We start from the raw sequence: 25,138 nt of genomic DNA, 5'->3' as shown, positions 1-25,138 counted from the left end.
ATTTTAGTAAACTAAATACAGTGAGAGCTTTTTTGTGTGAAAAAGCATAAAATAGAGTGGACAATAAAGAATGGGGAATCAATGCATGAAAAAGAAACTGGGGATTATATTACTAGGGCTACTCGTTGTTTTTACTACAATCATTTATTTTAACAAGGATAAAATGCCAAAAGAGGAAACGCTTCTCCAAAAAGAAGCAATTGAATTTTGGGTGGTCAGTGATCCTCATTATATCGATAAAAGTTTGACTGATTCAGGCGTGGCTTTTAAAAAAATCAAACAGACTGCGGCTGGAAAAGAACTCGATTATCAAAAAGAAAGCTGGCAAGCATTTTTGACTAAAGCAATCGAACAAAAACCAGATATGTTGATCATTACAGGAGATTTGACATTAAATGGTGAAAAGGTTAGTGCAGAAAAATTAGCAGAATTACTTAAACAACTAACTAATAAAGGAATCCACGTTTTTGTTATCCCTGGAAATCATGATGTCAACGATGGCTGGGCTAGAAAATTCGTTGATGACCAGCAGGAAAAAACGGACTCCATTTCAATTGCGGATTTTAAAGAGATATTTGCGGATTTTGGGTATCAAAATGCAACAAATTACGATAAAAGCTCATTAAGCTATTCAGTGGCAGTCAACAAAAAATACAATTTTCTCTTCCTTGATTCCAATCTTTATCCAAAAGACAATCAACCACAAACGAGACCGACAACAGGTGGAACGATACGTAGGAAAACGATGAATTGGGTCAAAGAACAATTAGAAGAAGCAAAACAAGAGAAAAAACAAACACTGGTTTTTATGCATCATAATATTTATGCACATAATAACCTATTATCAACGGGCTTTGTCATCAATAATGCGGATGAATTTAAACAAGTTTTAGCGGACTATCAAGTTCCTATCGTCTTTTCAGGTCATATTCACGCACAAGATATCATGACCGAAACAATCAAAGAGCACCAACTAACGGAAATTGTCTCGAGCTCATTTTCAATTGCACCCCAAGCATACGGTGTGGTGAAACTGGATGGAAATTCATTTCATTATCAAAAAAAAGAAAATACACATTCTGTTTCAAAAATAGAAAATTATTCTGAGTATATCAAGGACCTTTTTGTTGAAGATGGTAAAAGACTGGGCTATAGCCAGCTGATTGATTCAGGTGTTTCAGACAGCCGAAAATTAGATACTGCTGCCGAATTCATGGGGCGAGTAAATTATCGCTTTTTCTCTGGAAATGACTTTATTACAGATGAAGAAGTTGAAACACTCAAAGCGGAGGAAGGGTATCAAATTATTGCAAAAAATAGCAAATTTTTAAAAGAATATATTGATTCCATCATTCAAGATAAAAATCAAAATGACAATCAATTGAAGCAAAAATTTTAATAACAGACCGCTTCCCGTGTTCTAATTGAACGCGGGGAGTTTTTTATTGATAGCTTTTAGTTATCATACCTACTAAATAACTATTATAATGTTTCACTATTTTGTACTATGATAGTAAGATAAAAGAAAACGCTATAAAAATAGATAGGTAAGCAAGAAAAGGAGTGGAAGAAATGGAATTGATTTCAAGTGAAAAAGGATTTGAATTGGTGCATCAAAGTGGCAACTGGGTGTTGAAAAAAGAGATTGGATTTTCACCAGTAGAAATGTTAGTGGCCTCTATCGGTGCATGTGGCGCGTATGTTTACGAAAAAATATTAACGAATTCTCACATCGATTTTACAATTGAGAAAGTAGATATTTCTTATGAAAGAACAGAGGAAAAACAAGCTAAGCCTTTGAGTAGCGTTGCCATCACCTTTTCAATTAAAGTGGCTGAAGAAAAACAAGGTAAAGCTGAACGCGCATTAAAATTGATTGGGAATAATTGCCCAGTAATACAATCATTAGATCCAGAAATAACGGTCGTTGAAAATGTGATTTTTGTCTAAGGACTAAAAGCATTCGAGTATATCAGGAGGAATAAAATGAAGAATTTTTTTACAATTAGCACGTTGGCGCTGTTGGTATTTATAACAGGCTGCAATTCAACTGGTAAAACAGAGTCGAATGAAACGAAAAAAGCAGTCGTTCACTTCACCGAACCAGCAGAATTATTAACGTTGGATACCACACAAGAAGAAGACTTTACGAGTTTCAATGCTCAAAACCAGGTCCTTGAAGGTCTTTACCAATTGAACGAAAAAGACGAAGCAATCCCGGCGGTAGCCAAAGAATTACCGCAAATCAGTGAAGACAAACAAACATATACTATCTCTTTACGAGACGATGCAACATGGTCAAATGGAGAACCTGTCACAGCCAACGATTTCCTTTATGCTTGGCGCCGTGCAGTCACGCCAGAAACAGCACCATCCTATGCTAGTTTATTTGTTTCTTCTATAAAAAATGCTGATGCTATTTACCAAGGGAAAATGAAACCCGAGCAACTAGGCGTTGAAGCGCCAGATGAACATACGTTAGTAATTCAACTGATCAAACCAGTTCCTTATTTTACTTCTTTACTAACATTTGAAACCTTTTTCCCAATCAATCAAGCTTTTGCTGAGAAACAAGGCAGTGACTATGGAACTTCAGCTAAAACAACATTGTATAATGGACCATTCGTTTTAGAAGGTTGGGAGCAAAATTCTGATACATGGCAGTACGTAAAAAATTCTAAGTATTGGGATAAGAAAAATGTGAAGATAGATGAAATTCAAACAACTGTTGTGAAATCAACAAGTACAGCAGTGAATTTATATCAAACCGATGAATTAGATCGAGTTGTTTTAGATGGGGAATTTTCAAAACAATACAAAAATGATGCAGATTTCCAAAATCAAAACGATACAAAAATGGGCTATCTTCGCTTTAATCAAGGCGAAGGAAAACCTTTAGAAAATGTTAACTTACGAAAAGCAATTTCCTTAGCAATCGATCGAGAAACGTTTGTTAAAAATGTCTTAGGAGATGGCTCGATTGCGGCGACAGGTTTTGTCCCAGAAAACTTCGTTCAAAATCCAAAAACAGGGGAAGATTTCCGCAAAGAAAATGGCGTTCAACAAAAATTTGATAAATCTGCTGCACAAGCTGCTTATGCAAAAGCAAAAGCCGAATTAAAAAAAGAGGACATCACTTTAGTCTATTTAACGAAAGATACAGATACAGAAAAGAAAACAGCTGAATATCTGGCTAGTCAAATTGCTGAAGTGTTGCCAGAAATCAAATTTGAAATCACTACATTGCCAAGTAACAATTTACAAGAACGCTATCTGTCAGGTGATTACGATATTGCTTTTGGACAATGGATGCCTGATTTTAAAGATGCTATCACCTTTTTAGATATGTTTGCTTCAACATCTGGATTGAACCACGTTAATTACAAAAATTCAGAGTACGACCAATTGATCAACGCAGCTTCTGAAACAGATGCGGCAAATGAAGAAAAAAGATGGGCAGATCTTCTTCAAGCAGAACAACGTTTATTGGCAAAAGATTACACGATTGCACCAATCTATCAACAACAAACGGCGTTACTGCAAAATAAAAAAATCAGTGGTGTTGTAAAACATAGCTTTGGTTCACCTTATAGTTTTAAATATATCCAAGTAGCAGAAAAAAACTAAAGAAATGGGACGAAACAAAGCACATATTGTTTTTTCCGACCATTTGTTTGAGTTTAAAGAGCTGAGACATAACTCGAAGAGTTGTGCCTTGGCTCTATTTTTTTGTAATAAAAAAGAATCGATTTTCACTTGACACATGAATGGTCGTTCATGTATTATGAATATACGATATATGAATGATTACTCATTTGAAAAACGAGAGTGTATTTTTTCAGAAAACAACCAAAAAGGAGGAAACATAAAATGGAAACAACAACACATAATCACGATTGTTTAAACGAAAAAGGCCATCAACATGACCATGAAGGCGGTCATGGACATAGTCACAGTCACGGGAAATCTCCTGTCGTTTTATTTTTTACAGGATTAGTTCTTTTTATTGGTGCATTTTTTATTAATGAAGGTTCTCTGCTGCAAAGTATTCTTTTTGTCAGTGCCATGCTATTATCCGGTTATCACATTATTTTAGAAGGTATCGTGGATACAATCAACGAATCAAAGGAAAAAAGAAAGTTTGTACCGAATGTTCATATCTTGATGACCTTAGCCGCATTTGGTGCGACCATTATTGGCAATTACGAAGAAGGTGCGTTGTTGATTATCATTTTTGCAGCTGCTCATTTTCTTGAAGAATATGCAGAAGGCCGCAGTAAAAGAGAAATCACCAACCTACTTAAAATGAACCCAACAGAAGCTCGTTTGATTCAAGCAGATGGCAGTGTGAAGACAGTCGATGTAAGTACGTTAAAAATTGGAGATAAGCTACAAGTATTAAATGGTGATCAAATCGCAACAGACGGAGTGATCTTATCGGGACGAACATCAATTGATGAGTCTTCTATTAATGGTGAAAGTATTCCTAGAGAAAAAACAATCGGTGATGAAGTATTTGGCAGTACGATCAATGGTTCTGGGACGTTTACAATGGAAGTTACTAAGGATAGTAGTGATACAGTCTTTGCTAAAATCCTTCAATTGGTCAATCAATCCCAATCTAATTTGTCGAAGACGGCTACTAAGATTCAAAAATTAGAACCCTATTATGTAACGGTCGTCTTGATTTTAGTACCGATTTTTATAGCAGCAGGTCCGTTTATTTTTAATTGGTCATGGAATGAAAGTTTTTATCGTGGTATGGTGTTCTTGATTTCAGCCTCTCCTTGTGCATTGGCTGCTAGCGCAGTGCCAGCAACATTATCAGGAATTTCTAACTTAGCTAAACGAGGTGTTTTGTTCAAAGGTGGTTCTTATCTAGCCAACTTAGCTACCATTAAATCAGTCGCTTTTGACAAGACTGGAACATTGACGAAAGGAAAACCCTCTGTTACCGATTTTTATTTCTTAGCCGATTCAGCTCAAGTAACCGAACAAACCTGTATCGATTTAATTGTTGCAATGGAAAAAACAGCAAATCATCCACTAGCAAATGCGATTTTAGATAAATTTAAAGCCGAGACAGAACTAAGTTTAAATGTCGAAAATGAAATCGGTAAAGGGCTGGTTACTGAATACCAAGGAGATACATATCAAATTGGTAAACCAGAAATCTTCAGTTTAGTAAATACTCAAATCAATGCGCATAATGAACAATATGCCAAAGAAGGAAAAACAGTCGTTTATTTTGCGAAAAATAATGAAGTGATCGGGTTGATCGCAATGATGGACGTACCTAATGAAAATGCTAAAACTGTAATTAGTTATCTGAAATCACAAGGAATTCATACCACAATGATTACGGGTGATGCAGAATTGACAGGACAAGCAGTGGGGCGTCAAATTGGAATCGATGAAGTTGTCGGAAATGTAATGCCAGAAAATAAAGCAGCAATCATTCAAGATCAACAAGCCCGATTTGGGAATGTTGTGATGCTGGGTGATGGCGTCAATGATGCTCCAGCTTTAGTAACAGCAGATATCGGTGTTGCGATGGGTGATGGTACAGATATTGCGATTGATGTTGCAGATGCTGTCTTGATGAAAAATGATTTAACGAAATTTAGCTATGCACACAAGATTTCTAAACGTCTAGATCGAGTTGTTTGGCAAAATATCATTTTCTCAATGTTTATCGTTGTCTTGCTGATTACATTGAATATTCTTGGAAAAATGGATATTACGATTGGTGTTATCGCCCATGAGGGAAGTACTTTGTTGGTCATTTTAAATGGATTACGGTTATTGATCCCCTCAAAAGAGTAGGAAAAAGAAGTGCTGATGAGCACTTCTTTTTTTTGTTGTCCATTTTACCTTAAATTTAATATTGACAGCCCTTCCAATATTTGCTATGCTAAGCAACAAGCAATGGATGTTATTACTTCGGGTAAGCATGCCATGCGTGTTTAGAAATTATTTAATTGGATGTTATCACGAAAGTGAGCAGGACCTATTTGCACCGTTATTTAGCGACGGGTAAATGGGATTTTTTTGTAATTGGGGACTTATTATGATCATAAAACGAGTACTAAACAACAATACAATCATCTCCATCAATAGTAAAGGTGTGGAAGTTCTGTTAATGGGAAAAGGCATTGCTTTTGGGCAAAAAAAAGGACAACCCGTTGATCTAGAATTGGTCGAAAAAACCTTTCTATTAAGAGATAAAGATACACAAAATAAATTTACAGAACTGTTGATCGATGTGCCGATGGAGCATATCTTAGTAGCAGAAAAAATCATTAATTTTGGTAAGATCAAACTTGGGAAAAATCTAAGTGAAACGATTTATGTTAATTTAACAGATCATATTCACTCAGCTGTGGAACGTTATCAAGAAGGCATTATCTTGAAAAATCCTTTAAGATGGGATATTGAGCGTTTTTACCCAGATGAATACGCAGTTGGTGAAAAGGCGATAGAAGTCGTTCGCAAAGAATTGGGTGTTGAATTTGTTATAGACGAAGCGGCATTTATCGCTATCCATTTTGTCAATGCAGAACAGTCTAAAAGTTTTGATTTAGCATATGAAGTGGCAGAAATCACTAAAAATATCGAAGATATCGTCAAAAGAGCATACAATACAGAGTTTGATGAGTCATCATTAGATTATTATCGCTTCATAACCCATGTTAAATTTTTTGCCCAAAGACTATTGACGGGTGAGCACTATGAAGATGACGATTCTGAACTACTGGATACACTCAAGAAAAAATACGAACTGGAATATCGCTGTGCGTTAAAAATTGGCGAGTACGTAGAAGAAACGTTTGAGTATTGTTTAAGTTCGACAGAATTGGTTTATTTAACTGCACATATCAGAAGAATCACAAAAAATTTATAAGCAAATAGGATTGTTATCCATCAGGAGCATGACCTAAAACAGTATCCATAGAGATGGGCTGATTTAGGTCTTTTTTACGTAGAAAGGAAGAAAGAAATGAACCATAAAGATTCAGCCAAACAAATACTAGAGTTAGTCGGTGGGGAACAGAATGTTCAGTCCGTAACACATTGTATGACACGATTACGCTTTGTGCTACACAAGGAAGGGTTAGTTGAAGACGCCCGTATTAAAGAAATTCCAGGCGTGATGGGCGTAATGAGAAAAGGTGGACAATATCAGATTATTATCGGAAATGATGTTGCGTCTTATTATAAAGAGTTGCAAAAACTAGGTCATTTTAGCAATCAAGCGCCAAGTGGTGAGACTGGGGAAAAGAAAAATTTATTTGAAGCGTTTGTGGATGTGATTTCAGGTTGTATGTCACCTTTAATACCTGCAATGCTCGGTGGTGGAATGATCAAAGTGTTATTGATTTTACTACCATTGATGGGGATTTTAGATGATAGTAGTCAAACATTTTCTATCTTATCATTCTTCGGGGATGCACCCTTTTATTTTATGCCAATCATGTTAGCTTTTACGGCTGCGCAAAAATTTAATGTAACACCAATGTTAGCTGTAACGGTAGCGGGAATCATGTTACATCCAAACTTCGTAGAGATGGTCAATCTTGGAGACCCTATTCATTTTCTAGGTTTACCAGTGACACTTGCATCGTATGGCTCCTCTGTGATCCCAATTTTGATTATGGTCTGGCTAATGAAGTATATCGAAAGCTTCTTTGATAAAGTAATTCCAACTGTAATCAAAAGCTTTACAAAACCATTACTTATTTTGTTGATTTCAGGGCTATTAGCATTAATTGTAGTTGGACCGTTGGGAACATTTGCTGGACAATTATTATCTTCTGCCATTATTTGGATACAGAGTAAAGCTGGTTGGTTAGCATTGGGCTTGATGGCAGCCTTTATGCCATTGATTGTAATGACTGGTATGCATTGGGCATTTGCCCCGATTTTCCTGATAGCTTCACCAGCCACTCCAGATATTTTGATTCTTCCAGCAATGTTAGCAGCAAACTTAGCACAAGGTGCAGCAGCACTAGCGGTTTCAGCCAAAACGAAAGATAAAAACCTAAAACAAGTGGCTGCGGCTTCAGGGATTTCTGCATTATTAGCAGGTGTCACCGAACCAGCACTTTATGGTATTACACTGAAATATAAAAAACCATTGTACGCCGCAATGATTTCAGGTGCGATTTGTGGTGTCTATATGGGAATTACTGGATTAGAATCATATGCCTTTGCAGTACCGTCACTTGTATCACTACCTCAATTTATTGGAGGGCAAGGAAATGGGAACATCATCAATGCGATTATTGTTGCAGTGATTTCAATCGTCTTAACATTCATTTTGACGTGGGTATTTGGAATCGATGAAGCAGAAAAAATAGAGTCAGACCAACTAGTTGAAATTTCAGAAACCGTTGAAACTGGCAGCAATGATCCAAAAAAAATCTATGCACCGGTAAAAGGTCAAGTGATTCCATTAGAACAAGTTAATGATTCTGCGTTTTCAGGAAAAATGATGGGAGAAGGAATTGCCATCATTCCAGAAGAAGATACACTTACAGCACCTTTTGACGGGGAAGTGACAGCGTTATTTCCTACAAAGCATGCAATTGGTTTAACCAGTGAGAATGGAATCGAGCTTTTGATTCACGTAGGAATTGACACGGTAGAGTTAGCTGGACAACATTTTACAGCATTTGTTGAGAGTGGCGATAAAGTAAAAAAAGGGCAAAAGATGTTATCAGTAGATTTTGCTAAAGTAAAAGAAGCTGGCTATGATATTACAACGCCGATCGTTGTAACGAACACAGATTCATTTATTGATGTTGTAGCAAAAGAAATCACTGAAACAAAGAACCAAGATACGGTACTTTATGTTGTATAAAAAGAATAGAGGAGAATCAACTATGTCAAAATTTCCAAAAGATTTTTTATGGGGTGGCGCGATTGCTGCCAACCAATGTGAGGGAGCCTATAATGAAGATGGCAAAGGATTAAGCGTTGAAGATGTTGCGCCACTTGGCTGGAAAGGACTACCAACAAGTGAGCCAACTTCTGATAATATGAAGCTTATTGGAATTGATTTTTATCACCGTTATAAAGAAGACATCAAGCTATTTGCTGAGATGGGCTTTAAAGTTTTTCGATTATCGATTGCATGGTCACGAATTTTCCCACAAGGTGATGAACAAGAGCCAAATGAAAAAGGGTTAGAATTTTACGATAAAGTGTTTGATGAATGTCATAAATATGGAATGGAACCACTCGTTACGTTATCACATTATGAAACACCTCTTCATTTGTCTAAAACTTATGATGGATGGCGTAATCGAAAAATGATCGACTTTTTTGAACATTATGCTAAAACAGTTTTTACACGTTATAAGGGGAAAGTAAAGTATTGGTTGACCTTTAATGAAATCAATTCGATTACACATGCTCCCTTTTTGAGCGGAGGAATCTATACACCAAAAGAAAAACTTTCAAAACAAGATTTATATCAGGCAATCCATCATGAACTAGTAGCAAGTGCTAGAGCAGTAAAAGCGTGTCACGAAATACTGCCAGAAGCGAAAATTGGGTGTATGATTTTAGGGATGCCAGTTTATCCATTAACACCAGCTCCTGCTGACGTCCTAGCCTCTTTACAAACAGAAAGGGAAAACTTCTTCTTTTCAGATATTCAAGTAAGAGGTGCATATCCTGCTTACACAAAACGATTTTTTAATGAAAATAATATTTGTCTTGAAATAACGGAACAAGATCGACAAGATTTACTTGAAACGGTTGACTTTATTTCTTTTAGTTACTACATGAGTACATGTGAATCGGCAGATACATCTTTAGAAACTGGAGAAGGAAATATTTTGGGCGGTGTTCCGAATCCCTATTTGAAAGCGAGCGAATGGGGCTGGCAAATCGATCCAGAAGGGCTACGTTACTATTTAAATATCTTACATGATCGTTATCAAAAGCCTGTATTTATAGTTGAAAATGGGTTTGGCGCAGTGGATGAATTAGTAGAACTGGAAGATGGAACAATGACTGTAATAGATGACTATCGTATCGATTATTTAAATGACCACTTAGTTCAAGTTGCAGAAGCAATTGAAGATGGCGTTGACATCATGGGATACACGTCATGGGGATGTATCGATTTAGTTAGCTTTACAACGGCGGAATTAAAAAAACGTTACGGCTTTATCTATGTTGATAGACATGATGATGGAACGGGGACTCTGAACCGATACAAAAAGAAAAGCTTTAGTTGGTATAAAGATGTGATTGCTACAAATGGAGAAAATCTTGTGTAATCATAATTAGTTATTCGTAAACATAGGATCTTAATTGATTAAAAAATGACTTCATAGTATAGTTGGGTTAGAAAATGCTAGTTTAAAATGTGAAAAAAACAAGGAATTTATATGAAGAAATAGTGAATGGTGAAAAAAATGTTACGATCGCTAATCTAATTATTATTAAATTAATAACAAATAAAAAATGATATAAAACAAGAATGTATTTAATTGTTTTTAATTTTTAGAAAGAGTGGTTTCTTATTTTTATAGGAAACCACTCTTTTTTTAATCTGCTTATAAAGATTGAAAGGATAAAATATTATGCGGAAATAAGGAATTTGTTAGGTTTTTCATATGTAAGACGAAGATTTTTTTTGATGTCTGGCCGAGAATTAAATAAATATTATTTTAGCCAGAAAAGTAGATTGGTATATAAAAATAAAAAATAATAACCTAGTTCCGAAATTTATAATAATAAAAAAACATGTGGAAAATTGTTTATATATATATTTAATTAGAAAATAAACTAGAGAGCGATTTTAGTTCCATGAAAATGAAAATAAACCGCTAAATCAGTTTGTTTGTTGAAGCTTTATCTGATAAAATAGAAAGAGGTAGGCATGTTTTAAAGTTTTTTTATGTAGCTTTTTTATCGTTTGAATAATAACTAACTATGTTGAATATGATTAAACGAATGAGAAGAGTTTAATGAACTAAGAATGGTACCTAAAATGAAAAGGATTATTTTTAAGAAATTAAGATTACTACACTTGTCACTGTAGTTACACATATAGCAATCTACATAATTTACTTAGTATTGAACTTGACACATTAAAAATAATCAATTAAAGAGAGCGTCTTATTTTTTAGAAGGAAGTGAGAATATGCTGAAAATTTTTGGCAAAGGTAAAAAAAGAAAAAAATATGAAGATTACGATGATGAAGATTACGATGACGATGAATATGATGATGACGAAGATTATGATGACGACGACTACGATGACGACGAAGATTATGATGATGATGACGACTACGATGACGAAGATGATGACTACGATGACGAAGATGATGATGACGACGACTACGATGACGACGAAGATTATGATGATGACGACGACTACGACGAAGATTATGATGATGATGACGACTATGATGACGATGACGAAGATTATGACGACGATGAAGATGAAGCACGTCCGTTATTCTCACTGAAAAAGAAAAAACAAGCTCCAGCACCTAAAAAAGCAAAACCAAAAGTAAAACCAAAGAAAAAGAGCTTGCCAGTCAATGAATTCATCGATGATGATGAGCTGGAAGAACTACAAGAAGAGAACAACCAACTTCAAAATCAACTTCGAGAATTGAGAACAGAGCTACGTAAGAGTAAAAGAGAGGTTTCTCAATTACAAAATGAAGTAGAAGCAGTACGTCAAACAAATGAATCTTTGGAAAATGAATTATCGATGGTACAAGCAGTACCAAAAGATTACGATGCTCGAATGGCAGAGTTAGAGCAAGTAAAAAGCAAATACAACAGTTTATTGCGTGATAGCAATCGTCAAATCGATGAAACTGACTTGAACCGTAAAAAAGCAGAGCGCTTTGCAAACAAAATCAGACAGTACGAACAAGAATTACTAGCGAAGCAAGAAGAAATCGACAAGCTTTCAGAAGATCGTATTGTGATTATGGCATCTGACACTCCAACGGATACAGGGGCTTACGAAGAATTAGCAAAAGTTCGCCAAGAACTAGATGCAACAAAACGTCAGCTAGCTCAAAAAACGCTGGATGTCGATCAACAATTATCTAAAGAAGATATTGGTGAGGTTTTACTGGAAGCGAAAAGACAAGCAAAAGAAATTGTCAATCAAGCACAACAACGTGCTCAGCTTATAAACGAAGAAACAAAGAAAAAAGCAAGCGTCCTAAAACGTTTAGAACGTGCCGAACAAGAATACCAAAACTACTACAAACGTATTAAAGATGTTAAGGAAGAGTCAGAACATGCATTTAATCAAATCATTAATTTGGTGAAAGACGATCCTTATCAATAAGAAAGAGAGGACACAAAATGAAAAAAAGAAATCTAAACAGTAAAAAGTTACGATTATTAAGTGTAGGGTTGCTTACTTCAAGTGCTGTCCTTTCTGTTACAGATGTCCAACCAATCGTTGCGAAAGAAATCGACGAACAAGCACTAGCTTCCGAAGAAGAACAAGTAGAGATTTTATCTTCAACTAAAGAACTGGAAACAACAGAAAGTACCGTAGAAGGGATACAAACTAGCTCAACAACTGATACTAGTACAACATCTTCAACAGAAGAGTCAACAGACGAAACAAGTAGCGATTCTTCTGATACAACCGACACAACAGATGATACTAGTACAACAGATCCTACGGATGATACAGGAACAACTACTGATACAACCGACACGACAGGGACAACTGATACAACAGGAACAACTGACACAACAGGAACAACGACAACAACGACTGAACCAACAAAACCAAGTAAGCCAAAACCAAGTAAACCAAAACCAAGTAAGCCAAAACCAAGTAAGCCAAAACCAAGTAAACCAAAACCAAGCAAGCCAGCACCAAGTAAACCTACACCACCAATTCAAGGACCGATTCAACAACCAAGTGTACCAACACCACAGCCAGGTATACCATCTGTTGGACCTTCCGTTGGTACAACAAATGGAATCAATACTGGCGGTAGTTCAGCTAGTGGTTCGGATCAGGTGTTCCATATCAGTCCTAACCTGACAACAAAAAGCTTTGTCAAAGTAATTGGTGAAGATGCACGCTCCATTGCTGGTGAAAATAATTTGTATGCATCAGTAATGATTGCACAAGCAATTTTAGAAAGTGCCTCTGGAAACAGCGCCTTGGCTTCTGCGCCAAACTATAACTTGTTTGGTATAAAAGGGAGTTATCAAGGTTCAAGTGCTAATTTCTTGACGAGCGAAGATAACGGATCTGGAAGTATGTTTACGATTCGTTCTGACTTTAGAAAGTATCCATCATACAAAGAATCATTAGGTGACTATGTGAAGTTACTTCGTGGTGGCACCGATTCGAGCAGCGCCTTTTACAACGGCACTTGGAAGAGTAATACGCAATCATATAAAGATGCAACCAAATTTTTAACTGGACGTTATGCGACAGATACAAGTTATAACTCAAAGTTGAACGGTTTGATTGATGCTTATAATTTAACGCAGTATGATACGCTAAAAGACAATAAAAAGTCTAAAAAAGCTAAAAAAATTACGCTGAATACTTCTTTTGATAAATTAGAGAAGAAAGATAATCTAAAAGACCAAAACATTGAATACCTTACACATATTGTGAAAAAAGGTGAGTCACTTAAATCAATTAGTGAATTATATAATATTTCAACGCTAGCAATTTTAGAAAAAAATCAATTAGATCGACGTATGCTGTTTATTGGTCAAAAATTAAGTGTTCCAAAACAAGAAGAAACGGTAACGACTGTCGTAAAAGAGGACGCAGTAGACCGTTCGTTGGATATGGTGCAAAACCTATCGAATGCATTCAAAGGACAAGAAACGACCAAATCAACAGCTAAAAAAGAAGTAACGAATAAAAAAGAAACAAAAGAAAAGAAAACAACCAAACAAACGAGTGAATCAACAACAAAAGAATCAAAAGAGTATCAAGTAAGTGCAACTCGTAAAAAGACAAAAGAAACTTATGAAGTGAAAAAAGGCGATACGTTAGCGAGTATTTCGAAGAAAACAGGTGTTTCAGTGTGGTCGTTAAAAGAGTGGAACGACTTGGAACAATATTTCTTAACTGAAGGACAACAGCTAATTTTAGCGCCAGCATATGATCTTCAATCATAAAAAACAAGAAAGGAGAACGGTCAAATGAATGATTATTTCGATGTGTTTTTTCATCAACAAGCAATTCCCTTCACGACTGGGGCCGTTCTCTACCAAAAAGATAATACAGAAGAAATTGTTGAAGCGGCTGAAACACTCTATGAACGCTCAACAGGAGATTTCCTAACTTTTCGAGAGAATGATGAACTTTCTCGAAAAGTTATTTCTTCGCCTATAAAAAAACATGTAGAGATTCAGTTTTTTCATGCTCAGTTGAATTGGGATGTTTTACTTGAAGAATTAGAAATGCTTTTTCCACAGTTTATTTGGACGAAAATAGTAGAAGAAGTTGATGGAGCTTTTAGTACATATTTTTGTGAGTTGATTCCAATTTCTTTTAGTTCTGAAGAAGAGCCGATACAATTTGTTGTTTCTGCTAGTTTAGAACAAATGAACTACTCAAAAGGCGAATCTATTAGCAGTATCCTGGAGGCAAAACTTCTTTCTATCTTTCAAGAAGAAGAAGAAATTCCTTTATCTGGAGAAACACTTAGTTTTCCTGTAGAAGTATCTATAGAAGAAACTGTTGAAGAAGAAGAAATAGAAGAACCGAATGATCGTTTTTTAGAAAATGAATTTTCAGATAAAGAAATTTTTGAATTAGAACCACTAGATAAGACGGAAGAGATGGACGTTATTCGTTCGGAAGAAAGTGAAGTTCTATTTCTAAAAGAAAGTTTAAAGCGAGAAAAAGCGTCAAAGGAACGCGTGCGGGTGGCAAAAGAAAAATTGGAGTACGAGCTGCTCGCCATAGAAAACAGCTTACTCGTTAGTGGCTTAAAACGATTTAAGAAACACCAAAAAAGTTCAATTGATGAAGAAGACTGGTATAAACCAGTCCGTATAGATCTGATTCAGTATGATGATTTGTATAAAAAAGCTAAGTTTATTGAGCAATCGTGGCGGTTGAATCGTCAATTGGTTACAATCACTGAAAAAATGACAGTTACTAAAGATCAATGGGTCTATGAAAGAGCGCGCATTGAAAAAATTAAAAATAGTGTGTCAGAAATGGATTTACAATCAATGATGGAGCAATGTCATTTGATTAATGAGCGAGTTAAAATACGTCCAGGCTTCTTATTTTTCAAACCTAGAGTAAAGCTTTATCAAATTGATTTCGAGCAATTGGAGAAAATCAGTGCCTTTTTTGATATTATCCAAACAGAAAATCGATTGTTAGAATCAGTGATTGAGCAAAAAGATATTAGTCTATAAATATGATATGGAAAACAGAAACACTAGAAAACTAGAAGTGTTTCTGTTTTTTTGTGCATAAAAATGCTAGAAGTCCGTCTTATTTAGTTCTGATTTGCAAAATGAAACGACATAAACAGAGCCGAAAATGGCTTTTTTTATGAGAAAACTTCCCAAAATTCTGTAACAATTCCAGAATTTTGTAATATGACGTATGTTATCGAGGACGTCAATGGCTTTTTTTTAGAAAAAATCATGAATTTTCTCAAACGAAAAGTTGCAGCAAAATACAGTGCGAACAAGTGTTTCAATGCTTGTATTTTACAAGCTGTTACGAAATGAAAACACTCGTAACGAATTGTCACTGTATCTTCACCTATGAAATATTTTTAGATGTTAAAGTATGCAAAGTCGATAAACAAACGACAAAAATATTTTTTACAAAGGAGAAACAACATGAAATCACTTAAAACGATTTTATTAGCAACAACTTTGACTGCAGGATTTGGCATTTTTATGGGAACGACTGACGCGCACGCTGATAGCTTATATACAGTAAAATCTGGAGATACATTATCTACTATCTCTCACCAATTCAGCGGAGACAATAGCATGATTGATCTAATTGCAAAAGATAACAGTATTTCTAATATAAATATGATCTTTGAAGGAGATCAATTAACAATCCGTACAGCTGAAGAAGCTGCACAAAAACCAGTACAACAAGAAGTAGCTCAACAAGAAGTAGCTGCGGCTCCTGTACAAGAAGAAGCACAAGTGCAAACAGCACCAGTTGAACAAGCAGAAGCAGCACCAGCTGCAACGACTTCTTCTGCAAAAGAATGGATTGCTCAAAAAGAATCTAGCGGTTCTTATGATGCAACGAATGGTAAATATATCGGTAGATATCAACTAGATGCTTCTTACTTAAACGGTGACTATTCTCAAGCGAATCAAGAACGTGTTGCAGATAGTTACGTAGCAGGACGTTACGGTTCTTGGGAAGCAGCACAAGCTTTCTGGATGGCTAACGGCTGGTATTAAACAAAAAAATTAACCATGAATACTCACTAATTTTCGAAGAGGTTGGTGCAAATGTTTCGTTTTAAAGGAATGATTTTTGCTCCCACCGTTTATTCGGATTCCTTGAGGTTGAGATATGACTCGTAGAGTTGTGTCTCAGCCTCTTTTCTTTTTATTTAATAAGTAGTGTGTTAATAGGCGACTTTATTTCAGAAGTGAGTATAATTTAGTTAGGTGCATTCTAAGAATAATCAATACAATGGATGGACCGTTATTATTCGGAAAAAGAGGCAGAGTGATTCGTTAGAAAAAAGGAGGAATTAGATGAAAAAACAATCATTGTTAAATAGTACGTTTAGAGTCCTTCGATTTCTTTTTATTGTATTTTTAGGATATTTAGTTTATAAATCCTTATTCGCGGAAATTTTGACACGTAAAATCCATATTTTTTTGTATATCTTTTTATGGCTATTTAGCTCTTATTTGATGATTCCGTTTATCAACAAACTGATGACAGGCCGTTATTTACCAGATTACTTTATTGGACGTTCTAGGACAAGTGATGGACTTCTCGGTGATCCAATCAACCTGGCATTTATAGGATCTGAAACAGAATTGGAAGAACTCTTTATAGAAGCTGGTTGGACGAAAGCAGAACCGTTATCTTTACAATCTAGTTTTCACATGGTCACTGCTAGTGTGTTTGGTAAGTCTTATCCGAGTGCACCTGTCAGCTCATTATTCTTATTTAATAAAAAACAAGATATGGCTTTTGAAAAGGAAATTGAAAATAATCCAAGAAGAAGACACCATATTCGTTTTTGGCAAACACCTGATAACTGGTATTTACCAGGAGGAAGGAAAGCAGACTGGTTGGGTGCAGCGACATATGATAAAAAAGTGGGTTTTTCTGTTTTTACAGGACAAGTCACACATAAAATCAATTCAGATGTCGATCAAGAACGAGACTTTGTTTTAGAGACACTCAAACAATCAAATCAATCAATTTCTGTTGAAGTAGTGGAACATTTTACAACGAGCTATCATGGAAGAAATGGTGGTGGAGATGAGATCTTTACAGATGGAGCGCTCCCTTTTATTAAGCAAAAACATAATAAAGAGAGCAGAAAAATGGTTTAAATGACCGTTTTCTGCTCTTGTTCTATTTAGCTACTTTTTGGTTAGGTAAGTAGGGTTCAAAATTTATTTTTGTAAAAGAAATTACACCAGATAATAAAAATAAGCTGATAAGCGTACCTTCTCGCACAAAAATTTGTAAATTATAAATCATGGAAAGTAATAAAGAAACTGTAACGGAAAATAGATCGATCCCATATCTAAATTTAGCAAAAGAATAACCAGTTGATTTTGATAAGACAATACAAACACTTTCAATCGGAAACGGTAAAACATCAAGTGAAATCACCATGCCAGTCGCAAAACCGGCCACACAAGTGCCTAAGATAAAGAGTGCTAATTTCAGAAAATAATTTTCTATGTTTACAGGAGCCAATAGTGTATAGGAAAAAAAGTTAATAATACTGCCCAAACACAGTACCGAAAGAAACATGAATAAATATTTTGAGTATTGCTTTTGCTTTGATAAAAAAATAAAAAGAATTAGAAATAAAGTGTTCATCAAAATGGTGATTGTTCCTACTTTGATCTCGCTTATGGAAGCAATTGCTACGTTTAAAGAATTAAAACTACTAACGCCGATATCCGCTTTTAATGTTAGGCTAATCCCTATTCCGCTAAGTGTATAAAAGAAAAGAGAAGACAAAATTTTTTTCATAATAACCCTCCTAATATAAGAGTAAAATAGGTTTCTTCATATAAATGACTTGTTTTGATCAGTCATACTAACAAAAGAAAACGAATAACCTCTTAGTAGTAATTTAACGGATACTCAGTCATAATAATAGGAGATATCTCACGTTTGGAGGAGAAAAAAATGAATATATATCATTTGAATCAATTAACTGACTTAACGACAAGGAAAGAGATAAACGTATCCGACTATTTTTCAGATTCGGTATTAGAGCAGGCGAAAATCTACGTTTACGATAAAAAAGAGTACATTGTTCGTTTTGACAAACAGATCGATCATCTATTTTTTTTGCTTGAGGGACGAGCGAAAATTTATAAAATCCATGAAAATGGTCGACGTTCGTTGATTCAATTCATAGGCAAAGGTGATTTTATTGGTGAATTATCTTTATTAGAAGTAGAAGAACAAGTAAAAGATGTACAAGCGATTGATAAATGTATTTGCTTGGCGTTGCCTTATCATAAAATAAAAAAAGAATTATTGAACGATCCTCATTTTTTGAGACTCATTGCGCAATATTTAGGTAGAAAGGTTTTATTAAGAGTAGAACATTTTTCAAATAATCAAAATTATGAATTAAAACATCGTCTAGCTGCTTATATGCTACAAACAGAAGTGGATGGAGTATATAATGAAAAACAAACTGAAACCGCCGAATTTTTAGGCGTTAGTTACCGACATTTGATTTATACACTAACAGAATTTCAAAAATCTGGATTGGTTATAAAAAACGGTAGGAGCTACCAATTAAACCAAGAAGAATTACAGGTCTTAGCATCAGGTCTTCTTACGTTGTAGCCGTACCAAGATTCGCAACAACTTTATATTCACTAAGAAAACGTACTTTATTATAGAGAAGTTCGTTTTTTTTTGCGTAGAGTGATTGAAATGTTTGAGTTAAATATTTTTTAGATAATGAATTTATATTTTTTAAAGAGTGTTTTGTTAGCGGTTTCATCCTAAATGTTATAATATTAACGAGTAAGATCAAAAGAATATCAGGAGGTGCTATCTAGAGTTAAAATCGGTTTTCTAATTATAGAAGACAGATGGGTAGTTAATAGGGGAATACGTAAAACAAAACTTAGAACGAGGTGGAAAATTTGAAAAAAGTGTTTAGAAAAGAACTGACTATTTTATCCATTGCATTACTGGTTGTTTCAAGTTTGATGTTATCATTATCTGTATTAATACCAAATAAAACTGTAGAGGCTGCGGAACCTTCGCCATATCGTAACGTGATGTATTACGGCGACTGGTCTATCTGGGGTGGAGAGGATAATTTTTATCCTAAAGATATTCCAGCGGATCAATTAACACATTTAAACTATGCTTTTTTAGATTTTGATAGTAGTGGTAATTTGAAATTTACAGATAAAGACGCGGCAGTAGGTGCACCTGTTGGACAAGATGGTGTTCAGTGGAACAGTGCCAGTGCTGGGGTTTTAAATGCCATTCAAGATATTCGAGCTAAAAATCCTAATTTGAAAATCGGTATTTCGATCGGCGGCTGGTCTAAATCAGGAGATTTTTCTGACGTTGCATCAAATCCAACGGTTCGAGCAAATTTTGTCCGTAATATTACTAAGTTTATTAAGTATACCAATATGGATTTTGTCGACTTGGATTGGGAATATCCTGCCTCTGTTCGTGAACCTGATAAGGTCGATAATACCAATGATGAAGGAACACCACATGCCAAACCTGAAGACAAACAAAACTTTATCACATTGTTACAAGATATCCGTACAGCAATCGACAAGCAAGGAAAAGATTTAGGAAAGACCTATGAATTATCTGTTGCCCTACCAGCGGCACAAACTACTTTGAAAAATGGGGTAGATGTGGGCCAACTATTTAAAGTAATCGATTTTGCGAATGTGATGACGTATGATATGAACGGGGCTTGGACACCGAACAGTGCGCATCACAGCGCATTGTATGGTAATCCAGCTGACCCTAATTATGCGAGTGGTTTTTCTGTTGATCAAACAGTGAAATATCTACAAGCTAATGGAGCACCGTCCAGTAAAATTGTGATTGGTGCGGCCTTTTATACTCGTGGATGGAACAAGGTAGCGCCAGGCACAAATGCGGCTCAACCAGGCTTATTCCAAGCAGCAGAAAAAAATAATAAAGATGCAGATTTAACACCAACCTATGGTGCTAATAATAAAAATCCACTAAAATCTGGTGATGGTGGTCGTGCGGGTGGCGTTTGGGCATACCGTAATATTGCGGATCTTAAAGTAAAATCACCTGATTTAAAAGAGTATTGGGATGATGTAGCAAAAGCGCCCTATATGTATAATCAAAAAACAGGTGAGTTTTACACATATGATAATCCTCGTTCGGTTGGTTATAAAGCGGAGTATGTGAAGAATAACCAATTAGGCGGCGTCATTTCATGGATGCAATCACAAGACAAAGCAACAGATACAACAAAGCGTGATGAATTAACAAAAGCGATCAAAACAGGTTTGTTTGGTTCAACGAACTTACAAGCAAATAAAACTGTTTATGCAGATTTAAATGTTAAAGCAAGCATTACACCATACAATGAAAATGGTGCGGGATATGAAATTACAATCAAGAATAATGAAACCACTGGGGAAACAGGCGAAGTCTTAACGGCTGTTGAAGCGGCTTTTGAAACAGTGAAGTTACCAAAATTGTATATTCCAGTAAATACCGCAGAAACGTTGACTGCAGGCGATTATAAGGCTGGGACTGTAACCGTTGATCAAGGAAATGTCGTAGTAGATCTATCATCTGTTTATGATGCGCAACAAATTCCACAAGGTGCGAGCTACACATTTAGATTAAAATCTAGTGCTGCCGCAGTTGACGTCAATCGAATCAGCAGTATTACATTAACACAACGCATTGCTAAAACGGGTGCTGAACTTAGCAAACAAACAATTTACGGTGGAGGAGCAGTCAATCCAGATCCAACAGATACAACACCACCGACGACTCCTGGAAATCTTACCGCTGTATCTATTACAGAATCTACCGTTGCTTTAAATTGGTCAGCTTCTACAGATAATGTGAAGCTAGCTGGATATAAAGTGTATCGGGACAATGTTTTGGTCAATACAAGTGGTGAAACGACCTATACGGATACAAACTTAAAAGCAAATACTACCTATAGTTACAGTGTAAAAGCGTATGATGCCGCTGGAAATCTTTCTGCGGATAGTAATTCAATCTCTATCAAAACCAAAGAAAGTACGACACCACCAGTAACGAATGCATGGGATGCAGCGAAAACGTATAATGCAGGTGATACCGTAACGTATCAAGGAAAAACATACAAAGCGAAATGGTGGACACAAGGCAACGTACCAGGTGCAGAACAATGGGGACCTTGGGAATTAGTAGGCTAATAAAATAAAAGGTTAGGCAAAACAATCATTGTTTTGCCTAACCTTTTTGATTTATTGGTATAAACTTGTATAGCGTCGTACAAAGTAATCTAAAAAGAAACTCAAAGGATAACTACCGATGCGGACATAATTAGTAGTTGTTACATTAACGGATAGATCAAACTGGTTCGTCAATGTATTTTGGGTATGTTGTGTTAAAAGAATTGATTTAGCAGGACTATCATTTATTTTTCTCATTAACTCACTACTTCTGTTGAGAACGGAGCCATAAGATGAAATGACAATTATAACAGAGTCTTTGCTTAATTCTTCTACAAAAGCTTGCTGTGTTTCCTCTGTTTCGCCGACAAAAATCAGCTTTTGACTTAGGAGAAAAGAGGTTTGTAAATCTTTGGCCAAATCAAGTGTAGAACTGTAGCCAATCAAAATAACTTCTTCTGCTTGGTGGATATCCGCTAATATGTTATCTACTTGTGCAATATCGATCGTTTCTAAGACGTCATTTATTGCTGTGATAATCTCAGTCCCATAGGAAGCTAAATAGCTTTTGGGATCATTCGTAAGATCTAGTAGTTCTTGTTCTTTCATTCGTAATCCACTGTGTTTTTTCATGGAAGCTAAAGAAACCAGTGATTCTCGTAAAGAAGCAAAATTTGAAATACCAAAATGACGGCAAAATCGTGAGAGTGTTGCAGGGGAAACAAAACAGCGATCCGCAATCTCGGTAATAGTCAATGTCCGAATTTCATTAAGGTGATTAAAGAGATAAATGATGATCCGAGAATATGTTGCATCTCGTTTATTTGTATTTAAATAATGTAGAAAATCAAAAAGGTCAAGCATCAAAAAACTCCTTTACAGTGCCCCATTTTCACGATGGTGAAAATAAGACGAAATAATGAAAATAACACCCAAAACATAAAAATAACTCTGTAACTTCTCGTGTTAAGATAAGTTTGTTAAGACAATTATACACTAAATCAATAACCGAGAGGATGAAAAATATGAGCGGATTTCCACAAAATTTTTTATGGGGCGGCGCAACTGCAGCCAATCAATTTGAAGGGGCATTTTTAGAAGATGGTAAAGGTTGGTCAACAGCGGATACTGCACGTTTTATCAAAGAAAATGGAATCAATATGACTGAGCTATTAAAACCAACAACCAAAGCGGATGTCGAATTTGCAATGAATGATAAAGAAGGTGTTTATCCTAAACGTCATGGAATCGATTTTTATCATAGATACAAAGAAGATATTGCATTATTTGCTGAAATGGGGTTTAAAACGTTCCGTCTATCCATTTCTTGGCCACGTATTTTTCCAAATGGTGATGAGTTAGAACCGAATGAAGCTGGTCTCGCTTTTTATGATGCGGTTTTTGATGAATGTTTGAAGTATGGTATTGAACCGTTAGTGACGATTTCTCACTATGAATTTCCATTAGGATTAGCATTTAAGCAAAATGGTTGGCAAAGTAGTGAGACGATTGAAGCATTTGAACGGTATGCTCGTGTTCTATTCAATCGTTATAAAGAAAAAGTGAAATATTGGTTGACCTTCAATGAAATCAATATCATTGGCATGACAGGGTATTTAAGTGGTGGTATTTTAGCAGATGGGCAAGAAAATATGTTGCAAGCGCAATACCAAGCAGCGCATCATCAATTTGTCGCGAGTGCCTTAGCAGTCAAAGCCTGCCATGAAATAATTCCAGATGCACAAATCGGCTGTATGTTAGCAAGAATGGAAGCTTATCCAGAAACGAGTAATCCGCTAGATGTGATGGAAAGTGTGAATAGTGATCATACTAACTTATTCTATTCAGACGTTCAAATTCGTGGTTATTATCCAAGTTATATGAATAAATTCTTCCGTGATCATGCTATTACGATTGAAAAAGAAGCCGGTGATGAGCAAATTTTACGTGAGGGTACTGTTGATTTTATGTCATTTAGCTATTACATGAGTAGTATTGCTTCACACGATAAAGAAGGAGATGTTACGAGTGGCAACTTACTTGCATCTAAGAAAAACCCATATTTAGAAGCGAGTGATTGGGGCTGGCAAATTGATCCAATTGGACTTCGTGTTACCTTGCATAAATTATATGACCGTTATCAAGTACCGTTGTTCATCGTAGAAAATGGATTAGGAGCCAAAGATGTTGTTGAGGCAGATGGTAGTATTCATGATAGTTATCGTATCGATTATTTAAGAAGTCACATTGAACAAATGGAACTAGCGATCGATGAAGGTGTTGATTTAATGGGGTATACACCATGGGGCTGTATTGATTTAGTCAGCGCAAGTACAAGTGAAATGTCAAAACGCTATGGGTTCATCTATGTTGATTTAGATGATGAAGGCAAAGGAACTTTAGAACGTTCTCGTAAAGATTCATTCTATTGGTACAAAAAAGTAATTGAAACAAATGGGAATGAGTTAAACTAGAGAGTTGATTTGGATTAGAAATCTGATGAAAGCGTTGCAAATCAAAAGAAAATGCATTATACTAAAAACAAGAAAAAAAACGTTAATGGCGAAGCAGTCATTTTATAGAGTATGTTACTGAATAATGCAGGCAGAACTCAAATTACCTAGGAATGTCCTTTCCTGGGTAGTTTGAGTTTTTTTTCTGGAAAGGAGTAAAGCAAGTGAAAGTAAGTCAAATTTTAAACAACAACGTAGCAATCGTAAGTCGAGGAGATAATGAGGTCATCGTCTATGCTAAAGGATTAGCATTTAGAAAAAAAGTTGGACAGGTGATCCACGAAAATGAAATTGAAAAGACGTATGTATTAGATTCCAATGATATGCTGGAACATTTTAGTTATTTGTTGTCTCATTCAGATGCTAGTCACATTACATTAGTCAATCAAATCATTGCTTACGGAGAAGAAAAGTTGGGTGAAAAATCAAATGATTATCTAAGTTTGACCTTACTGGATCATATTGAATTTGCATTGAAACGTGCAGCCAAAGGACAATTTATTCGCAGCCCTTTAACTTGGGAAGTAAAGAAATTTTATCCGCAGCATTTTGACATTGGCATGTATGCATTGGATTTGATCAATGAACAATTTCAAGTGACATTTCCAGAAGACGAAGCTGTTTCGATTGCGTTACACTTTGTCAATCTGCAAGAGGATAAGAATAACCTAGACGAAACGATCCGCTCGATGGAAAGTCTAAGAGATATCTTATCGATCATTCAGTACCATTTCCAACTAAAATTAGATGAAGGCTCCATGAACTATATGAGGCTGATGACCCATCTGCAATATTTTATTCAACGAATCATGACCAAAAGTAGTTATGAAGAAAGTGATACGATCTTGAACGAACAAATCAAGTTGATGTATACGAATTCGTTTGAATGTGTAGAAAAAATCAGAGTCTATGTTCAGCAAAAGTACGCCTGTGATCTAACGATCGACGAAGAAACCTATCTTATGCTCCATATCCATCGCGTGACGCATCGGAGTCAAAAAGAGAGGACATAA

General features: G+C 35.6%; 18 protein-coding genes. 16 read left to right on the top strand and 2 right to left on the bottom strand.

The window, feature by feature from the left end; all coding sequences use genetic code 11:
* Positions 1 to 85 precede the first annotated feature (85 nt).
* From I586_RS10770 to I586_RS10715, 12 genes are all read left to right on the top strand, one after another.
* Positions 86 to 1,399, top strand: coding sequence for a metallophosphoesterase (locus I586_RS10770; RefSeq protein WP_010766185.1), 1,314 nt, complete (start codon positions 86 to 88; stop codon positions 1,397 to 1,399).
* Positions 1,400 to 1,572: 173 nt separating this feature from the next.
* A complete protein-coding gene (locus I586_RS10765) occupies positions 1,573 to 1,950 on the top strand; it encodes an OsmC family protein (protein WP_010766184.1) in 378 nt (125 codons plus the stop codon).
* Positions 1,951 to 1,986: 36 nt separating this feature from the next.
* On the top strand, positions 1,987 to 3,627 hold the full coding sequence (locus tag I586_RS10760; RefSeq protein ID WP_010766183.1) for a peptide ABC transporter substrate-binding protein: 1,641 nt from the start codon (positions 1,987 to 1,989) through the stop codon (positions 3,625 to 3,627).
* 243 nt (positions 3,628 to 3,870) lie between these two features.
* Positions 3,871 to 5,826, top strand: a complete 1,956-nt coding sequence (locus I586_RS10755; RefSeq protein WP_010766182.1) for a heavy metal translocating P-type ATPase — start codon at positions 3,871 to 3,873, stop codon at positions 5,824 to 5,826.
* A 244-nt stretch (positions 5,827 to 6,070) separates the two neighbouring features.
* Positions 6,071 to 6,904 (top strand): BglG family transcription antiterminator LicT, encoded by an 834-nt coding sequence (licT, locus tag I586_RS10750; RefSeq protein ID WP_010766181.1) that lies wholly within the window; start codon positions 6,071 to 6,073, stop codon positions 6,902 to 6,904.
* Between the two features lie 96 nt (positions 6,905 to 7,000).
* A complete protein-coding gene (locus tag I586_RS10745; RefSeq protein ID WP_010766180.1) occupies positions 7,001 to 8,863 on the top strand; it encodes a beta-glucoside-specific PTS transporter subunit IIABC in 1,863 nt (620 codons plus the stop codon).
* Between the two features lie 22 nt (positions 8,864 to 8,885).
* A complete protein-coding gene (locus tag I586_RS10740) occupies positions 8,886 to 10,292 on the top strand; it encodes a glycoside hydrolase family 1 protein (protein WP_010766179.1) in 1,407 nt (468 codons plus the stop codon).
* An 869-nt stretch (positions 10,293 to 11,161) separates the two neighbouring features.
* Positions 11,162 to 12,334 carry a coiled-coil domain-containing protein gene (locus I586_RS10735; protein ID WP_010766178.1) on the top strand — a complete coding sequence of 391 codons (1,173 nt, stop codon included), beginning with the start codon at positions 11,162 to 11,164 and terminating at the stop codon, positions 12,332 to 12,334.
* Between the two features lie 17 nt (positions 12,335 to 12,351).
* Positions 12,352 to 14,154 carry a glucosaminidase domain-containing protein gene (locus tag I586_RS10730; RefSeq protein ID WP_010766177.1) on the top strand — a complete coding sequence of 601 codons (1,803 nt, stop codon included), beginning with the start codon at positions 12,352 to 12,354 and terminating at the stop codon, positions 14,152 to 14,154.
* 24 nt (positions 14,155 to 14,178) lie between these two features.
* Positions 14,179 to 15,411 (top strand): hypothetical protein, encoded by a 1,233-nt coding sequence (locus tag I586_RS10725; RefSeq protein ID WP_010766176.1) that lies wholly within the window; start codon positions 14,179 to 14,181, stop codon positions 15,409 to 15,411.
* Positions 15,412 to 15,846: 435 nt separating this feature from the next.
* Positions 15,847 to 16,434: an aggregation-promoting factor gene (gene apf / locus I586_RS10720; RefSeq protein ID WP_010766175.1), complete on the top strand. Its 588-nt coding sequence runs from the start codon at positions 15,847 to 15,849 to the stop codon at positions 16,432 to 16,434.
* A gap of 303 nt (positions 16,435 to 16,737) precedes the next feature.
* Positions 16,738 to 17,553 carry an LssY C-terminal domain-containing protein gene (locus I586_RS10715; RefSeq protein ID WP_010766174.1) on the top strand — a complete coding sequence of 272 codons (816 nt, stop codon included), beginning with the start codon at positions 16,738 to 16,740 and terminating at the stop codon, positions 17,551 to 17,553.
* A 22-nt stretch (positions 17,554 to 17,575) separates the two neighbouring features.
* On the opposite strand, the gene I586_RS10710 is transcribed toward I586_RS10715, so the two are convergent.
* On the bottom strand, positions 17,576 to 18,208 hold the full coding sequence (locus tag I586_RS10710) for a YczE/YyaS/YitT family protein (protein WP_010766173.1): 633 nt from the start codon (positions 18,206 to 18,208) through the stop codon (positions 17,576 to 17,578).
* A gap of 159 nt (positions 18,209 to 18,367) precedes the next feature.
* Between I586_RS10710 and yeiL the strand changes: the two genes are divergently transcribed.
* Together yeiL and I586_RS10700 are read left to right on the top strand one after the other, a co-directional pair.
* On the top strand, positions 18,368 to 19,042 hold the full coding sequence (gene yeiL, locus I586_RS10705) for a transcriptional regulator YeiL (protein ID WP_010766172.1): 675 nt from the start codon (positions 18,368 to 18,370) through the stop codon (positions 19,040 to 19,042).
* 305 nt (positions 19,043 to 19,347) lie between these two features.
* Positions 19,348 to 21,633, top strand: coding sequence for a glycosyl hydrolase family 18 protein (locus tag I586_RS10700; RefSeq protein ID WP_010766171.1), 2,286 nt, complete (start codon positions 19,348 to 19,350; stop codon positions 21,631 to 21,633).
* A gap of 51 nt (positions 21,634 to 21,684) precedes the next feature.
* On the opposite strand, the gene I586_RS10695 is transcribed toward I586_RS10700, so the two are convergent.
* On the bottom strand, positions 21,685 to 22,476 hold the full coding sequence (locus tag I586_RS10695; RefSeq protein ID WP_010766170.1) for a MurR/RpiR family transcriptional regulator: 792 nt from the start codon (positions 22,474 to 22,476) through the stop codon (positions 21,685 to 21,687).
* A 161-nt stretch (positions 22,477 to 22,637) separates the two neighbouring features.
* On the opposite strand from I586_RS10695, the gene I586_RS10690 reads away from it, so the two are divergent.
* Entirely contained in the window at positions 22,638 to 24,086 is a 1,449-nt protein-coding gene (locus I586_RS10690; RefSeq protein ID WP_010766169.1) for a glycoside hydrolase family 1 protein, read from the top strand.
* 203 nt (positions 24,087 to 24,289) lie between these two features.
* Positions 24,290 to 25,138, top strand: coding sequence for a PRD domain-containing protein (locus I586_RS10685; protein WP_010766168.1), 849 nt, complete (start codon positions 24,290 to 24,292; stop codon positions 25,136 to 25,138).

It is taken from the genome of Enterococcus moraviensis ATCC BAA-383 (genome assembly GCF_000407445.1).
Classification (GTDB): Bacteria; Bacillota; Bacilli; order Lactobacillales; family Enterococcaceae; genus Enterococcus_L; species Enterococcus_L moraviensis.
The sequence above is the reverse complement of the archived record's forward strand: the minus strand, read 5'-3'. Positions and strand labels throughout refer to the sequence as shown.